Origin of the sequence: Paraburkholderia sp. BL25I1N1, from assembly GCF_003002025.1 — a bacterium.
GTDB lineage: Bacteria > Pseudomonadota > Gammaproteobacteria > Burkholderiales > Burkholderiaceae > Paraburkholderia.
Map to the genome: position 1 here is coordinate 23,936 of NZ_PVZB01000017.1, position 16,665 is coordinate 40,600.

Genomic DNA, 16,665 nt, shown 5'->3' on the forward strand with positions numbered 1-16,665 from the left:
GTGAATCAAGGCGCTGTCCGACATTTTCCGGAACGCGCCTTTTGATGCGCAACCCTCATTAATCAATTCGGCAAATGAATTTGCATATTTAATCGAAAATCAACAACAATAGCGGTTTCCCATAGGCTGGGGCGGCGGCGTCACGCGCTTGCCCGGCGCGCTATTCCGCGTCACCGAATCGAGATTCCGACATGGCTCGCCCGAAACTGCTTCCCGACAACTTCACCCTGTGCCTCGTCGGCACCGTGATCCTTGCCAGCTTGCTGCCGGTTCACGGGCAGGCCGCCGTCGGGTTCAACTGGGTGACCAACGTGGCAGTCGGCCTGCTGTTTTTCCTGCACGGCGCCAAGCTCTCACGCGAAGCGATCATTGCGGGCGCGACGCATTGGCGCCTGCATCTTGTAGTGCTGCTCAGTACGTTCGCGCTCTTTCCGCTGCTCGGCCTCGCGCTTAAACCGCTCCTTTCGCCACTTGTCACGCCGGCGCTCTATGCGGGGGTCCTCTTCCTCTGCACGCTGCCGTCTACGGTTCAGTCGTCGATCGCGTTCACGTCCATTGCCAAAGGCAACGTGCCGGCTGCCGTATGCAGCGCGTCGGCCTCGAGCCTGCTCGGCATTTTCATCACACCCGCGCTCGTCAGCCTCGTCGTCACCAATCAGGCGGCCGGCGGCGGCGCTTCGCCGTGGCATACGGTAGGCAACATCGTGCTGCAACTGTTGGTGCCGTTTGTGGCCGGGCAGCTGCTGCGCCCGCTGATCGGCAAATGGATCGAGCGCAATCGCGGCGTGCTCAAGTTTGTCGACCAGGGGTCGATCCTGCTGGTGGTGTACGGCGCGTTCAGCGAGGCCGTCAACGAAGGCCTGTGGCATCAGATTCCGCTCTCGGCCCTCGGCGGCCTGCTGCTGCTGTGCGTCGTGCTGCTCGCACTGGCTCTCGCCGTGACGATATTCGTCAGCAAGCGGCTCGGCTTTAGCCGTGCGGACCAGATCACCATTATCTTCTGCGGGTCGAAGAAGAGTCTCGCCGCCGGCGTGCCGATGGCCAAGGTGATCTTCGCCTCGCATGCGGTGGGCGCCGTCGTTTTGCCGCTGATGCTGTTCCACCAGATCCAGTTGATGGTGTGCGCCGCGCTCGCGCAGCGCTGGGGCGCCCGCGACATGAGCGGCGAGACCCACGCCGCTTCGCGCGAGCGGACCGCCGCCGCCGTCGCCCGCCGGTGAATACGCGCGCAATGCAAACAGGACATTCATAAGCGCCCTCCCTGAGCGTCATTTGAAGAAAGCCGCCTCGCGCGGCTTTTTTGTTATTTCACGCGCAAACGGCGCCGCTGTCGCCTCGGCCGGATGGCATAGGCCGATTCCTGGCAATGCGAAGCCGGACGGGAGCGTCCTTCAGAATGGCTCGACCGAATGCAGCCGCACCAACCCGGTGCAACAGTTCATTAAAACTTCACTTAACTCCAGGCAAGTCCGGCCGATAAGCCGAAGGTCGAACGCTACGCCTACCCGCCATGCAACCTCGCTCGCCCTCCCGACCCGCCGCGCCGCGCGTCGAGGACTTGATCGCCCGGCGTGAGCTGTCCGCCGTGTTCCAGCCGATCATCGATTTCGAAGACGGCGCGATCCTCGGCTATGAAGGTCTGATCCGCGGCCCGGCCGGCACGCCGCTCGAAGCGCCGTTCGCGCTGTTTGCGCAAGCGCTCGCCGAGGGCTGCACGATCGAGCTCGAACGCGCCGCCGCGCGCACCTGCATCGAAGCGTTCGCGCAGCTCGACTTCGACGGAAAGCTGTTTCTGAATTTCAGCGCGGGCGCGATGCGTCAGCTGGCCGAGGCGCGCGACGATACGCTCGCGCTGCTGCGTCATCGCGGCGTCGATCCGCAGCGGATCGTGGTCGAACTGACCGAGCAAAGCACGATTCTGGATGTGGGCAGTTTCCTGCCGGTGATCACGACACTGCGCACAACCGGCGCGCAGTTCGCGCTCGACGACTACGGCACAGCGAACGCCAGCATGAATTTATGGGTGCGGCTGCAACCGGACGTCGTGAAGATCGACCGCTTCTTCATTCACGACATATCCTGCGACCCGCTCAAGTTCGAAGCCGTGCGCGCGATGCAGCACTTCGCCAGCGCGAGCGGTGCGCGGCTCGTCGCGGAGGGCATTGAAAACGAAGCGGATCTGATCGTGGTGCGCGACATGGGAATCGGCTGCGGGCAGGGCTTTTTCTTCGGCCGTCCGCGCGCGCAGCCGGCCCGCCACGTGACCGACGACGCCCGCGATGCACTGCGCGCGGGTCACATCGCTGTGTTCCCCGAGACCACGCGCACGGTGAGCAGCGCCTCACCTTCGGGCGGCATGGCGTCGGAAAAAATGCTGGTGCACGCGCCGGCATTGCCGCGCCACGCGACCAACAACGACGTGCTCGAACTGTTCAACCGCATGCCCGACCTGCACGCGGTTGCGGTGGTCGAACACGACGAGCCGGTCGCGCTGATCAACCGCCGCAGCTTCATGGACCGCTACGCGCTGCCGTATCACCGCGAGCTGTTCGGCAAGCGGCCTTGCCTGCTGTTCGCCAATGCGTCGCCGATGATTATCGAGAAATCGATGACCGTCGAGCAGATGGCCAAGCTCCTCGCCAGCGACGATCAACGCTATCTCGCCGATGGCTTCGTCATCACCGACAATGGCAAATACGTCGGCCTCGGCACCGGCGAGAAGCTCGTGCGCGCGGTCACGGAGGTCCGGATTGAAGCCGCGCGCTACGCGAACCCGCTGACCTTCCTGCCCGGCAACATCCCGATCAGTTCGCACATTGCCCGCCTGCTCGACAACCACGCCGGCTTCTACGCGTGCTACGTCGACCTGAACCACTTCAAGCCGTTCAACGATCAGTACGGCTACTGGCAAGGTGACGAAGTCCTGAAATTCGCCGCCGTCGTACTCGCCGATGCGTGCGATCCCACCCGCGACTTTCTCGGCCACGTGGGCGGCGACGACTTTCTGATCCTGTTCCAGAGCGACGACTGGCGTGAGCGCGTGCTGCGCGCGATTCATGTGTTCAACGAGGGCGCGCAGCGCTTCTACGCACCGGCCGATCGCCTCGCCGGTGGCATTCACGGTGAAGACCGACGCGGCAACCCGACCTTCTTCGGTTTCGTGACGATGGCGATCGGCTGTGTGCGCGTCGAACCCGCCGACGGCCCGTCGCTTTACAGCAGCGAGGAAATCGCATCCGTAGCGGCGCTGGCCAAGCGGCGCGCGAAACACGAGACGAGCGGCTTCGTGCTGATCGATGCCGACGAAAGCGTGGCCTTGTTGCGCGGACAGGCCGAAGCCGCGCATGTTTCGCTCGGGTGAACGAGCGGCGTTGAGACCGCATCGGGCTTTGTTTAGCTAATTTTACTAAACGGCATATTCCGGGCCAACTCCATTGCCTACGGGTATTTCCCGGTGTCGAGCGGGTGTTTTTCGGGCGGTTCCAGAGCGGTTTTACTATACAATCGCCCGAACCCAAACACCGTGCGGCCGCCCTTGCGCGTCCGCCTGATTCGATGGCCACAACCATCCGCGACGTCGCCCGCGCGGCCAGCGTGTCGATCGGCACCGTCTCACGCGCATTGAAGAACCAGCCGGGCCTTTCCGAGGCCACCCGCGAGCGCGTCGTCGAAGCGGCGCGCAAGCTCGGCTATGACGCTGCCCAGTTGCGCCCGCGCATCCGCCGTCTCACCTTTTTGCTGCACCGTCAGCACAATAATTTCGCCGTCAGCCCGTTCTTCTCGCACGTGCTGCACGGCGTGGAAGACGCCTGCCGCGAGCGCGGTATCGTGCCGTCCGTGCTGACCGCAGGCCCCACCGAAGACGTGATCCAGCAGATGCGCCTGCACGCGCCGGACGCGGTGGCGATCGCCGGTTTCGTCGAGCCCGAAACGCTGACCACGCTGGTGGCCATGCAGCGCCCGCTCGTGCTGATCGACCTGTGGGCGCCCGGCATGCGCTCGGTGAATCTCGACAACGCCGCGGGCGCCATGCTCGCCATGCGGCATCTGTTCGAGCAGCGGCGCAAGCGTGTTGCATTCATCGGCGGCTCGCTCGCGCACTTCAGCATCGCGCAGCGCGCGCTCGGTTACCGGCGCGCGTTCTTCGAAGCGGGTTTGCTGTTCGACCCGTCACTGGAAGTAACAATCGACGCCGGCCTCGACCCCGACAGCGGCGCCGCGCGCGCCATGCATCAACTGCTCGACGCGCCGGGCCCGCGCCCCGACGCCGTGTTTGCCTACAACGACGCCGCCGCGCTCGCCGCGCTGCGCGCGTGCCTCGCGCGCGGACTGCGCGTGCCCGAGGACATTGCCATCATCGGTTTCGACGACATTCCCGCCGCCGCCCATGCCACGCCGCCGCTGTCGACCCTCTCGGTCGACAAGGAAGCGCTCGGCCGGCGCGGCGTCGAGCTGCTGCTCGAAGACGCACCCGCCGAACTGGAAGTCCGTTTGCCCGTCCATCTCATTGCCCGTGCCAGTACTTTGGTGAAAATGCCATGACGCAATCCGATCCGCTTCACCCCGCTAACGGCGCCGCTGCGGCGCCGCCCGTCGAGAGCTTCCGCTCACGCGACTTTCTGCTCTCGCATGTGCAGGACACGCTGCGTTTCTACGCGCCGAACGTGTTCGACCCGAGCGGCGGCTTTTTCCATTTCTTCCGCGACGACGGTTCGGTCTACGACAAAACCACGCGGCATCTGGTGAGCAGTTGCCGCTACGTCTTCAACTACGCGATGGCGTATCGCCAGTTCGGCGACCCGCAGCATCTCGAGTACGCGCGCCACGGTTTGCGGTTCCTGCGCGAAGCGCATTGGGACGCGCAGCACGAAGGCTACGACTGGGAACTCGAATGGCACGACGGCAAGAAGCGCACGCTCGACGCGACGCGCCACTGCTACGGCCTGGCCTTTGTGCTGCTCGCCTATTCGCATGCGGCGATGGCCGGCATCGAAGAAGCCAGGCCGATGATCGGCGCAACCTTCGAGCTGATGGAACACCGTTTCTGGGACGCCGCCGCGGGCCTCTACGCCGACGAAGCGTCGCCCGACTGGCGGGTCAGTTCGTACCGTGGCCAAAACGCGAACATGCACACCACCGAGGCGCTGCTCGCCGCGCACGAAGCAACCCGGCATCTCGTCTATCTGGATCGCGCGGAGCGGGTGGCGTCGAATATCACGCTGCGTCAGGCGAAGCTGTCGCAGGGCCTGGTGTGGGAGCACTTTCACGCGGACTGGTCGGTCGACTGGCACTACAACGAGGAAGACAGCTCGAACATCTTCCGCCCATGGGGCTTCCAGCCAGGGCACCAGACGGAATGGGCGAAGCTGCTGCTGATTCTCGAACGCTTCCGTCCGCTGCCGTGGCTGCTGCCACGCGCCATCGAGCTATTCGACGCCGCCATGACGCACGCGTGGGACGAAGACCACGGCGGCCTCTACTACGGCTTCGGCCCCGACGGCACCGTGTGCGACCACGACAAGTATTTCTGGGTCCAGGCAGAGACCTTCGCGACGGCCGCGCTGCTCGGCAAGCGCACCGGCAACGAACGCTTCTGGGACTGGTACGACGAGATCTGGCGCTATAGCTGGGCGCATTTCGTCGATCACAAGTATGGCGCGTGGTACCGCATCCTCACGTGCGACAACCGCAAGTACAGCGACGAAAAGAGTCCGGCCGGCAAGACCGACTATCACACCATGGGCGCCTGCTACGAAGTACTGGCCCACGCGCTGCCCGACGGGGCGGCCGCTGCGCCCGAATCCGCGGAGCAAACAAAATGAGCAATCCCAGCGCGAACCACGAATTCCCCTTCTTCGTCTCAGCCGGCGACATCCTCACCGATCTCGTGCGCACCGGCACGTCGCAATGGCTCTCGCGTCCTGGCGGCGCCGGCTGGAACGTGGCGCGCTGCGTGGCGCGGCTCGGTCTGCCGACCGCGTGCGCGGGATCGTTAGGCGTCGACAACTTCTCCGACGAGTTGTGGAACGCAAGCGTCGCGGCCGGGCTCGACATGCGCTTCATGCAGCGCGTGGAGCGGCCGCCCTTGCTGGCGATCGTCCATCAGACGCATCCGCCCGCGTACTTCTTCATGGGCGAGAACAGCGCCGATCTGGCATTCGATCCGGCACAACTGCCGGCGGGCTGGATGGGTCAGGTGAAATGGGCGCACTTCGGCTGCATCAGCCTCGTGCGGCAGCCGATCGGCAACACGCTCGCGACGCTGGCGGCCGAGTTGCGTTCGCAGGGCGTGAAGATCAGTTTCGATCCGAACTACCGCAATCTGATGGAGCACGGCTACGAGCCCACGTTGCGGAAAATGGCCGCGCTCGCCGATCTGATCAAGGTGTCGGACGAGGACTTGCGCCTGCTGTTCAAGACCGACGACGAAGCGGGCGCACTCGCGCAGTTGCGCGCCATGAATCCGACCGCCACCGTGCTGGTGACGCGCGGACCGGAGACCGCCGTGCTGATAGACGGCGCGATGGTGACCGAGGCACGGCCGCCGCGCGTCGAGGTGGTGGATACGGTCGGCGCGGGCGATGCGTCGATCGGCGGCTTGCTGTTCAGCCTGATGACCGCGCCGCAGCGGGCGTGGCCTGAGCATCTGGCGTTCGCGCTGGCCGCCGGCGCGGCCGCTTGCCGCCATGCCGGCGCCCACGCGCCGTCGCTCGATGAGGTGGTCGCGCTGCTGTAATTCTGTTGCCTTGTGCGGCGCGCATTCTCACCGGCATGGAGCGCCGCCGGGGCGGAGAACGGAAGCTCCATCATCGTGCTAGGATGAAAAAACCGAAACCTTTGGAAGACGGAGAGACGCCATGGACGACATCACCTACACCAAAGGCATTTACACGGCCACTGCCTCCACAAGAGAAGTAGAAAAAGACACCTGGCAGGGCGTGGTCACCCTTTCGCGCGACGAAGGCGACGCAACCGCCGATCAGGAAACCACGCTGTACGAAGTCGAAGCCACTTCGTCGACGCCGGAGGAGGCCCTTGAGGAAGCCAAAGCGCTTGCTCACCGCATCCTCGGAGAAATCGAACTTTAGGCAGCAACCGGCGCCGCGTCTTTCGCGTTCTCGTTTGTCGTCGCTCGGCGCCACCCTGAACCAAACGGCCGGAGGCGGTCATGGCTGAACAGCTCTTCCTCTACGGCGTGTATTCCATTCACGTCCGCCCGCTCGAACTCAATGGTGCCCGCTGGGACGCGGAATACGAAATCCGCCATCGCGAGAAAGCCGTCAAACCGTGGACGACGGTAGGCGGCGACAATGGCTACGGCGACGAGACCGAAGCGGTCGCGGCCGCTCATCAGCAAGCCGTCGACGATATCGAACACGGCGCAGGCATCCCCAAGCCGCGAGCCTTTCCGTAAGTTCGCAGCGTGCGCACGCCGCGGTTCGCGTGCGTGACCGCGTGACTGCGTGACTGCTGCGTGCTTGCTTCCAAGCGCGGTGCGAGCCCATTGAAGCCGGTCGATACGCCGGGCCGAAACATTATGCAGGCATGGCGAACTCACGGCAGCGCCGCACCGTCGCGCCCCACGCGCCACGCCGAAAATCACCTTTCGAGGACGAGGCGGCGTGCTACGCTTTGGCCGTTTTCATCTCCACGAGTTTGCGATGGCGACCGAACCGTCAGACCGTCCTTCCGGCTTCGGCGACGCTGAAGCTCGTGCATCGACGCGCCGCCCAACAGGCAGCCGCGAATTCCGCCTGGACGATCGCGTGGTCATCGATCACGGCATGCCGACGCCGCTCTGGCAGGATCTCTATCATCGCGCGCTCGTGGTTCGCTGGCCGGTTTTTTTCGTATCGCTCGGGGTCTTGTTCCTGCTGCTCAACACCACGTTCGCCGCGCTCTACATGCTGGGCAACGCGCCCATCGCCAATCAGTTTCCCGCCGGTTTTGGTGGCGCGTTTTTCTTCAGCGTCGAGACGCTCGCCACGGTCGGATATGGCGACATGCATCCGCAAACCGTCTACGCGCACTGGATCGCCACGCTGGAAATTTTTGTCGGCATGTCCGGCATCGCGTTGGCAACGGGGCTCATCTTCGCGCGCTTCTCGCGCCCGCACGCCAAGATCATCTTTGCCCGCTACGCGGTGATCCGACCGCTCGACGGACGCATGACGCTCATGGTGCGCTCGGCCAACGCGCGTCAGAACGTGATCGCCGAGGCGCGCGCGCGGCTGCGGATTCTGCGCACGGAAACCACGGTCGAAGGTTATACGTTGCGCAAGCTCTATGACCTCACGCTGGTTCGCGATCAACACCCGGTATTCAAACTGGGCTGGACCGTGATGCACATTGTCGATGAAAGCAGTCCGCTATTCGGCGAGACCGCGGAAACGCTCAATAAACGCGGCACGTTGCTGCTGCTCACACTCGAAGGCATCGACGAGTCAACCTCGCAAACCATGCAGGCGCGCCACACGTGGTCGTGCGACGAGATCTACTGGCAGCACCGTTTCGTCGACATCATGACCGAGAAAGACGGCGTGAGCCATATCGACTACGCGCATTTCAATGAGATCGTGCCGCTCGACGACGCGCCGGTCGCGAGCGCTGCAACGCTGCGGACCTTGCCGTAATCAGGTTCGGACCGCACCAGGGCTTACCCGACTCCGCCCGTTGCGCGGCAGATCCATCTCAAAACTTCATTAAAACGCGCGGGTCTTCGCGCCCATTTGCGACTGTCCGGGCAAAGTAGAAAAAATCCTCTCTCATTGGCGCTAAAAAATAGAGTCTCTTTCGCTGCGTCACCTTCGTGGTCCCCACCACCGCGCGCGGATGCAAACCGCAACTATGTTGCATGGGATCGGAGTAAGCGCTGAAGCGCCAACTCCGGCCGACAACGGAGACTCACCCATGACCGCTCGCCTGCCCATCGACGGCACGCCCGCACTGGCCGATTACAAGCTTTCCGACAACCTCACCGCCACGCGCGGCCGGATCTTCCTGACCGGCACGCAGGCGCTGGTGCGTCTTGTGCTCATGCAGCGCGCCGCCGACAAGGCGCGCGGCATGAATACCGCGGGCTTCATCAGCGGCTATCGCGGGTCGCCGCTCGGCATGGTCGACCAGCAGTTGTGGAAAGCGAACAAACTGCTCGCGGCGAGTGATATCCGCTTTTTGCCCGCCATCAACGAAGAACTCGGCGGCACCGCCGTGCTCGGCACGCAGCGGGTCGAATCGGATCCGGAGCGCACCGTCGAAGGCGTGTTCGCGATGTGGTACGGCAAGGGCCCGGGCGTGGATCGCGCCGGCGACGCGCTCAAGCACGGCAACGCCTACGGCTCGTCGCCGCACGGCGGCGTGCTGGTGGTGGCCGGCGACGACCACGGCTGCGTGTCCTCATCGATGCCGCATCAAAGCGACTTCGCGATGATGGCGTGGCATATGCCGGTGGTGAATCCGTCGAATATCGCCGACATGCTCGAGTTCGGCTTGTATGGCTGGGAGTTGTCGCGCTTTTCGGGCGCGTGGGTTGGCTACAAGGCAATCTCCGAAACGGTCGAATCAGGCTCGACGGTCGATCTCGACGCGCTGCGCACCGACTGGACCATGCCGCAGGATTTCGAAGCGCCCGCTGGCGGCCTGCATAATCGCTGGCCCGATCTGCCGAGCCTGACGATCGAATCGCGGATGCACGCGAAGCTCGACGCGGTGCGCCACTTCGCGCGCGTGAACAGCATCGACAAATGGATCGCGCCGAGCCCGCATGCGAACGTTGGGATCGTGACGTGCGGCAAGGCGCATCTGGACCTGATGGAAACGCTGCGCCGCCTCGACCTGACGGTCGCCGATCTGGAAGCGGCCGGCGTGCGCATCTACAAGGTCGGCCTGTCGTTTCCGCTGGAGATGACGCGGATCGACGCGTTCGTCTCCGGCCTGTCCGAAGTGCTGGTGATCGAGGAGAAAGGCCCGGTCATCGAACAGCAGATCAAGGACTATCTGTACAACCGCACGCAAGGCGCGCGGCCGATCGTGGTCGGCAAGAACGCCGAAGACGGCACGCTGCTGCTGTCGTCGCTCGGTGAATTGCGGCCGTCGCGCATTCTGCCGGTGTTCGCCGACTGGCTCGCGAAGCACAAGCCCGCGCTCGATCGCCGCGAACGCGTGGTCGATCTGGTCGCGCCGCAAATTCTTTCGAACGCTGCGGACAGCGTGAAGCGCACGCCGTACTTCTGCTCGGGCTGCCCGCACAACACGTCGACCAAAGTGCCGGAAGGATCGATCGCGCATGCGGGCATCGGCTGTCACTTCATGGCCTCGTGGATGGAGCGCGACACGACCGGTCTCATCCAGATGGGCGGCGAAGGCGTGGACTGGGCTTCGCATTCGATGTTCACGAAAACGCGTCACGTGTTCCAGAATCTCGGCGACGGCACCTACTTCCACTCGGGCATTCTGGCGATCCGCCAGGCCGTGGCCGCGAAGGCCACGATCACGTACAAGATTCTCTATAACGACGCCGTCGCGATGACGGGTGGCCAGCCCGTGGACGGCAGCATCTCGGTGCCGCAGATCGCGCGTCAGGTGGAAGCCGAAGGCGTGTCGCGCTTCGTCGTGGTCAGCGACGAGCCGGAGAAATACGATGGCCATCACGACCAGTTCCCGAAGGGCACCACGTTTCACCATCGCAGCGAGATGGATACCGTGCAGCGCCAATTGCGCGACACCGACGGCGTGACGGTGCTGATCTATGACCAGACCTGTGCGGCGGAAAAACGCCGGCGCCGGAAAAAAGGTGAATTCCCCGATCCGGACAAGCGTCTCTTCATCAATGAAGAGGTTTGCGAAGGCTGCGGAGATTGCGGCGTACAGTCGAATTGCCTGTCAGTGGAACCGGTTGAAACGGCCTTGGGCCGCAAGCGCCGCATCGATCAATCGTCGTGCAACAAAGACTATTCGTGCGTGAACGGCTTCTGCCCGAGCTTCGTCACGGTGGAAGGCGGCAAGCTGAAGAAAGCCGCGGGCGCCGCGTTCGATCCGCAAGCGCTAGCCGCTCGCGTCGAAGCACTGCCGATTCCTGCGACGCATCTCGACGCCGCGCCGTACGACATTCTGGTGACGGGCGTCGGCGGCACGGGCGTCGTGACGGTCGGCGCATTGATCAGCATGGCGGCGCATCTGGAAGGCAAGAGCGCATCGGTGCTCGACTTCATGGGCTTCGCGCAAAAGGGCGGCTCGGTGCTGTCGTTCGTGCGCTTCGCCGCGCGCGACGAGTGGCTCAACCAGGTGCGTATCGACACCCAACAGGCCGACGTGCTGCTCGCCTGCGATATGGTGGTCGGCGCCAGCGCCGATGCGCTGCAAACGGTGCGTCATGGCCGCACGCGCATCGTCGTGAACACGCATGCAATTCCGAACGCCACGTTCGTGACCAATCCGGACGCGACGCTGCACGCCGACGCATTGCTCGACAAGATGCGTCACGCGGCCGGGCCGGAGCGCATGTCGACATGCGATGCACAAGCGCTCGCCACGCGTTTTCTCGGCGACACGATCGGCGCGAACATTCTGATGCTCGGTTATGCCTGGCAACTCGGTCTGGTGCCCGTATCGTTCGGCGCGATGATGCGTGCGATCGAATTGAACAACGTCGCGGTGCAGATGAATCAGCTGGCGTTTTCGATCGGCCGCCTCGCCGCCGAAGATCCCGCCGCGCTCGAAGCGCTGTGGCAAGCGCGGCATCTCGCCAGGCAGAGCGTGCGCGTGGATACGCTCGACGAACTGATCGCGCATCGCGAAGGACGTCTGCAGACATATGGCGGCGCGAGCTACGTGAAGCGCTATCGCGCGCTAGTAGAGGCGGCACGTCGCGCGGAAACCTCGGTGGATGCGAAGAGCGAGCGCGTGACGCGCGCGGTGGCGACCACGTTCTATCGTCTGCTCGCGGTGAAGGACGAATACGAAGTAGCGCGTCTGCATACGGATGCGGCCTTCCGCGAAGCACTGGAAGCGCAATTCGAAGGCGTGGCCGGCAAGGACTTCGGCATCAAGTTCAATCTCGCGCCGCCGACGCTCACGCGTCCTGAACCGGGCAAGAATCCTTCTAAAAAAACCTTTGGTCAATGGATGTGGCCGGTGCTCGGCGCGCTGGCGAAATTCAGCAGCCTGCGCGGCACGATGCTCGATCCGTTCGGCCGCACGCTGGAACGCAAGATGGAACGCGAACTCGCGGGCGATTATGAAACCACGTTGCAGCGCGCGCTCGCGAAGCTCGATGCCGGCAATCTGGAAGACGTGGCAAAGCTCGCCGACCTGCACGCTCGTGTGCGCGGTTATGGTCACGTGAAACTCGCGAATCTGGCGGGTGTGAAGCGTGGTGAGCGCGATCTGGCCGCACGCTTGCAGATCGAAGCGGCGACGGGTGAGTCGGTGCGGAAATCGCTGGAGGAGGTAAAGGGCGCGGGGCAGTTGCGCGGGATTCCGGTGGTCGTGGCGAAATAGTTTTTTGGGCCTCGTAGAGGCAAGTAAATTAATGCCGCTTGGAGAGCGATCTCGAAGCGGCATTTTTCTTTGCTTCGCTGGTTTAGCTATTGATTCATGCGCTCGCCAATAGTGCGCGCACCTTTGCAATCTTGTCTGGATCGACCGGCGCGAGACCGTCGCTGTTCACGCGCACACCCGAGCCAAAATGCACAGCTTCAACTTGTGTTCTGCTCACGAAGCCGGCAATCGCATCGACCGTCAAGCCGGCTCCGGCCAAGACGGTGCAATGCGAACCGGCCGCTTGCCGCACCAATTCTCGAATCGTGTCTTCTGCGTGCAGCACCGAAGGTTGTCCTCCCGAAGTCAACACGTTCGTCACAGCGTCAAAACCAAGCAGCACATCGAATGAACGGCGCAAATCCCGCGCTTCGTCGAATGCGCGATGGAAGGTGATAGCCAGTCCATCCGCTGCATCGATCGCACGGGCAAGGCCTTCGCGGTCGATCTCGCCGGCGGCGTTCAGCATGCCGATCACCATGCCATTCGCGCCTGCCGCTTTCACCGCGCGCACGTCGCGCAGCATCACTGCGTAGTCGTCGGCGTCGTAGACGAACGAGCGGCTATGCGGCCGCACGATCACATTCACCGGTATCTCGACTGCGGCGACTGCCGCTTCGATCAGCCCGACGCTCGGCGTTAAACCGCCCTCGCCCATCGCGGTGACAAGTTCGAGACGGTCAGCGCCGGCTTGCGCGGCAAGGCGCGCATCGGCAACGGTCGTGGCAATGACTTCAAGGAGGACGGACATAAGCGCGGCTGAGTGTCGTTAAATATCGTTGAAAACGACATGATCTCAGAACCGCTCCTCGTCCACCCAGTCAATATCGCCGCACAACACGCAAGTCTGCTCACCGACACGCGTCGCCACCGAAAGCGTCACGCACGGCAACGCCTCGTTGATCGACAGATACGGCCGCGTCACATGCACGCGCTCCGGCGCATTGATCGCATCGCGGAAATACGGACGACGCAACCAGTTCGCGCCTTGCGCGTCGGCAAGCGGCAGAAAGCGCGTTTCATGCGCGGCGCGATCAGCCCGCAGCACGACGTTGCGGCCCGCCTGCTTGCCCTTTGCATCGAGCAGAAAGCAGCGCGCGGCATGATCGAGCGCCAGAAAATTCCAGCACACTTCCTCCAGCGGTTCGCCGGCCGCGAGCCGCTCCGCGGCCCGCTCGAAAGCCCGCAAGTACGGCGCGAGCCGGCTGGCATTGCGGCGCTCGCGCGCGTCGGCCTGATCGCGATAGCGCTCGGTGAGTTCGCTGATGCAGGTGGTCGCGTGCAACGCATCGGCCGCGCCCGGGTTCGGACGGCCGAAGAAAAAGCCCTGCACGAAGTCCGCGTTGCAGGCGAGCGCCATCTGCGCTTCATGCTCCGTTTCCACGCCTTCGACGAGCACCAGCTTGCCCGCTTCGTGCAGCAGCGCCACGAGGCCAGGCAGGATCGTCGCCATGTCGGCGCGATGCGCGGCATGCGACAGCATGATGCGGTCGAGCTTGACGATGTCGGGATTCAACTGCCAGATCCGTTCGACGTTAGAGTGTCCCGCGCCGAAATCGTCGAGTGCGATCAGGAAGCCGCGCTCGCGGAACTGGCGCACGGCGTCGGCGAGACGCTCCAGGTCTTCGGCGCGATGCTCGAGTACTTCGAGCACGATGCGTCGCGGTGGCAGATCGACGCGCTTTAAAGTTGCCAGCAAGGCAGCGGCGAGATAGGGATCGGTGAGCGCGCCGGGATGCACGTTCAGGAACAACCACTCGCGCTCCGCGCCGAGTACTTTGAAATTCTCCAGATGCAGCGTCTGAGCCAGCTTGTCGACCTGCAGCACATCGCCGAGGCGCGCGGCCTCGCCGAATACGTCGAGCGGCGACACGGGGCGGTCGAGCGCGTCGTGCGCACGCAGCAGCCCTTCGTAACCGACCGCCCGCATATGCGAGAGGCTGAAAATCGGCTGAAACACGCTGCTCAGCGTGAGTTCGCCATGCTGCACCGTAAAACGTTCGAGCCCCGACGTCATCTCGACACCGAAACCGTGTGGCGCGCTGGCCGTCCTTTCCTGTTGCGCAATGGTCATGCAAGTCCTCTCACGCGAGAGCCGGGCCGGTCCGAACGCGGAAGCGAACAACCTCGGCGCCGTTTCTCAAATGTGCGTCATCGATATCCCTTAAGCAAGCTCCATGCGCACGCTGACGCACGTTCCGATGAAAATTATCTGAAAGATTGACCCGTGTAAGGGAGCATGCGCCGCGCGTGGGCGTGGCGCGCACCGTTAAGGTGCGCGGCGTCATGAAAACACGTCAGCACCTCGCTGGCGGCGCGGCATGTCGCCCTGACCGAGGCGGAACGCGTCGTCGGGCTAAACTGCGACCTTACGCTTAGTCAGCTTCGCGTGGCCCGAATCGCCGAAACCCGCCGAAACTCGCCGAACATCGCCGAAGTCACACCGTTATATCCCCAGAAATAGACCGATGGACATTGTCTTTACCGTATTGATTCTCTTGCTCGCCGTCGCCGCGTCGGGCGCCCTCACCCGCGTCCTGCCGATCGCGTTGCCGCTGCCGCTCGTGCAGATCGCGATCGGCGCATTGCTCGCGTGGCCGAGGCTTGGCCTGCACGTCACCTTCGATCCGGAAATTTTCATGATGCTGTTCATTCCGCCGCTGCTGTTCGCGGACGGCTGGCGCATTCCGAAGCGTGAGTTCTTCATGGCGCGCCGCTCGATCCTGATGCTCGCGCTCGGCCTCGTCTTTATGACGGTGCTGGTGGTTGGCTACTTCGTGCACGCGCTGGTGCCGTCGATCCCGCTGCCGGTCGCATTCGCACTGGCCGCCGTGTTGTCGCCGACCGATGCGGTCGCGTTATCCAGCATCGTCGGCAAGGGCAAGATTCCGGGGCGGCTGATGCATATTCTCGAAGGCGAGGCGTTGATGAACGACGCGTCGGGACTGGTCGCGTTGAAGTTCGCGATTGCCGCGGCGCTGACCGGTGTGTTTTCGTTGCGCGACGCGTCGATCAGTTTCGTGATCATCGCCGTGGGCGGCCTCGCGACCGGCGCGGCGGTGAGCTGGCTGTTCGGCTTCGTGTCGGCTCACTTTCTGAATCTCACCGAAGAAGGCGATCCGGCGCCCGGCGTCGTGATGACCCTGCTGATTCCGTTCGCCGCCTATCTGGTGGCCGAGCGTTTCGAGTTGTCGGGCATTCTGGCCGCGGTCGCCGCCGGCATGATGATGAACTACACGACCATAGTGACTGCGGGGCCGGCGTCATCGCGAGTGCGCGCGAGCAGCACGTGGACGATGATCGAGTTCGTGTTCAACGGCATGGTGTTCATTCTGCTGGGGCTGCAGTTTCCGCACATTCTCGGCCGGGCATTGCTCGACGCACACGAGACCAGTGACGCGCAGGTCTGGCGGTTGATCGGCTACATCGCCGCGGTAGCGGGCGCGCTCTACGCGATGCGCTTTGTGTGGGTGTGGCTGCTGCGCTATTTCGCGAGCCGCAGCGCCGCAAAACAAGGCATGGCGAATGCCGTTCCGGGCCTACGCACTGCCGCGGTGACGACGGTAGCCGGCGTGCGGGGAGCCGTGACGCTCGCGGGCGTGTTGTCGTTGCCGGAGGTGTTGCCGGGTGGCGCCCCGTTGCCGGGCCGCGATCTCGCGATCTTCATCGCATCCGGCGTGATTCTGGTCTCGCTGATCGTGGCGGTGGTGGCGTTGCCGCTGCTGCTGAGCGGCTGGCGCCGCGGCGAGGATCCGCACGCCGCCGAGGAAGCGCTCGCCCGGACCATGGCCGCGCAAGCCGCGATTCGCGCCGTCGACGAGGTGCACGACAGGGAGTGCGCGAATCTCGATGAGTCGGCCTCGGCGTATGCGGCGGACGTCACGGCGCGGGTGATGGACCTCTATCGGCGCCGCCTCGCCACGCTCGATGAAGAACGCGAACCGCGCGAGCTAGCGCGCCGTGCCGACGCGCTGGAGTTCAGGATGAAGCTCGCTGCCATGAGAGCCGAGCGTAAGGCGTTGCTGGAACTGCACAGCAGCCAGGAGATCAACGACGAGACGTTGAACAAGCTGATGCGGGAGGTGGACTTGTCGGAGACCGCACTGACGGCGCGAAGAAAGTAACGCG

At 63.9% G+C, this 16,665-nt stretch carries 12 protein-coding genes; 10 read left to right on the plus strand and 2 right to left on the minus strand.

The genetic code is table 11. From position 1 onward, the window contains the following. The first annotated feature begins 191 nt into the window (after nt 1–191). From B0G73_RS24680 to B0G73_RS24720, 9 genes are all read left to right on the plus strand, one after another. On the plus strand, nt 192–1,220 hold the full coding sequence (locus B0G73_RS24680) for a bile acid:sodium symporter family protein (RefSeq protein ID WP_106283862.1): 1,029 nt from the start codon (nt 192–194) through the stop codon (nt 1,218–1,220). Between the two features lie 290 nt (nt 1,221–1,510). Then, entirely contained in the window at nt 1,511–3,361 is a 1,851-nt protein-coding gene (locus tag B0G73_RS24685; protein WP_106283863.1) for a phosphodiesterase, read from the plus strand. A gap of 194 nt (nt 3,362–3,555) precedes the next feature. Beyond that, nucleotides 3,556–4,542 (plus strand): LacI family DNA-binding transcriptional regulator, encoded by a 987-nt coding sequence (locus B0G73_RS24690; protein ID WP_106283864.1) that lies wholly within the window; start codon nt 3,556–3,558, stop codon nt 4,540–4,542. Next, nucleotides 4,539–5,822: an AGE family epimerase/isomerase gene (locus tag B0G73_RS24695; RefSeq protein ID WP_106283865.1), complete on the plus strand. Its 1,284-nt coding sequence runs from the start codon at nt 4,539–4,541 to the stop codon at nt 5,820–5,822. Before B0G73_RS24690 ends, B0G73_RS24695 begins: the two co-directional genes overlap by 4 nt. Beyond that, a complete protein-coding gene (locus B0G73_RS24700; RefSeq protein WP_106283866.1) occupies nt 5,819–6,736 on the plus strand; it encodes a carbohydrate kinase in 918 nt (305 codons plus the stop codon). The genes B0G73_RS24695 and B0G73_RS24700 overlap by 4 nt, the downstream gene beginning before the upstream one ends. A 121-nt stretch (nt 6,737–6,857) precedes the next feature. Then, the gene (locus B0G73_RS24705) at nt 6,858–7,088 is read left to right on the plus strand and encodes a hypothetical protein (protein ID WP_012431490.1); all 231 of its coding nucleotides are present in this window, start codon (nt 6,858–6,860) and stop codon (nt 7,086–7,088) included. 80 nt (nt 7,089–7,168) lie between these two features. Continuing rightward, nucleotides 7,169–7,414: a hypothetical protein gene (locus tag B0G73_RS24710; protein WP_106283867.1), complete on the plus strand. Its 246-nt coding sequence runs from the start codon at nt 7,169–7,171 to the stop codon at nt 7,412–7,414. Between the two features lie 247 nt (nt 7,415–7,661). Next, a complete protein-coding gene (locus tag B0G73_RS24715; protein ID WP_106283868.1) occupies nt 7,662–8,633 on the plus strand; it encodes an ion channel in 972 nt (323 codons plus the stop codon). A 277-nt stretch (nt 8,634–8,910) separates the two neighbouring features. Next, nucleotides 8,911–12,498, plus strand: a complete 3,588-nt coding sequence (locus B0G73_RS24720; RefSeq protein WP_106283869.1) for an indolepyruvate ferredoxin oxidoreductase family protein — start codon at nt 8,911–8,913, stop codon at nt 12,496–12,498. Nucleotides 12,499–12,592: 94 nt separating this feature from the next. Here the strand turns inward: B0G73_RS24720 and B0G73_RS24725 are convergent, their stop codons facing one another. After that, nucleotides 12,593–13,288 (minus strand): copper homeostasis protein CutC, encoded by a 696-nt coding sequence (locus B0G73_RS24725; RefSeq protein ID WP_106283870.1) that lies wholly within the window; start codon nt 13,286–13,288, stop codon nt 12,593–12,595. Between the two features lie 45 nt (nt 13,289–13,333). Beyond that, entirely contained in the window at nt 13,334–14,611 is a 1,278-nt protein-coding gene (locus B0G73_RS24730) for an EAL domain-containing protein (protein WP_106283871.1), read from the minus strand. 394 nt (nt 14,612–15,005) lie between these two features. On the opposite strand from B0G73_RS24730, the gene B0G73_RS24735 reads away from it, so the two are divergent. Next, nucleotides 15,006–16,661, plus strand: a complete 1,656-nt coding sequence (locus B0G73_RS24735) for a Na+/H+ antiporter (protein ID WP_106283872.1) — start codon at nt 15,006–15,008, stop codon at nt 16,659–16,661. Nucleotides 16,662–16,665: the final 4 nt, after the last annotated feature.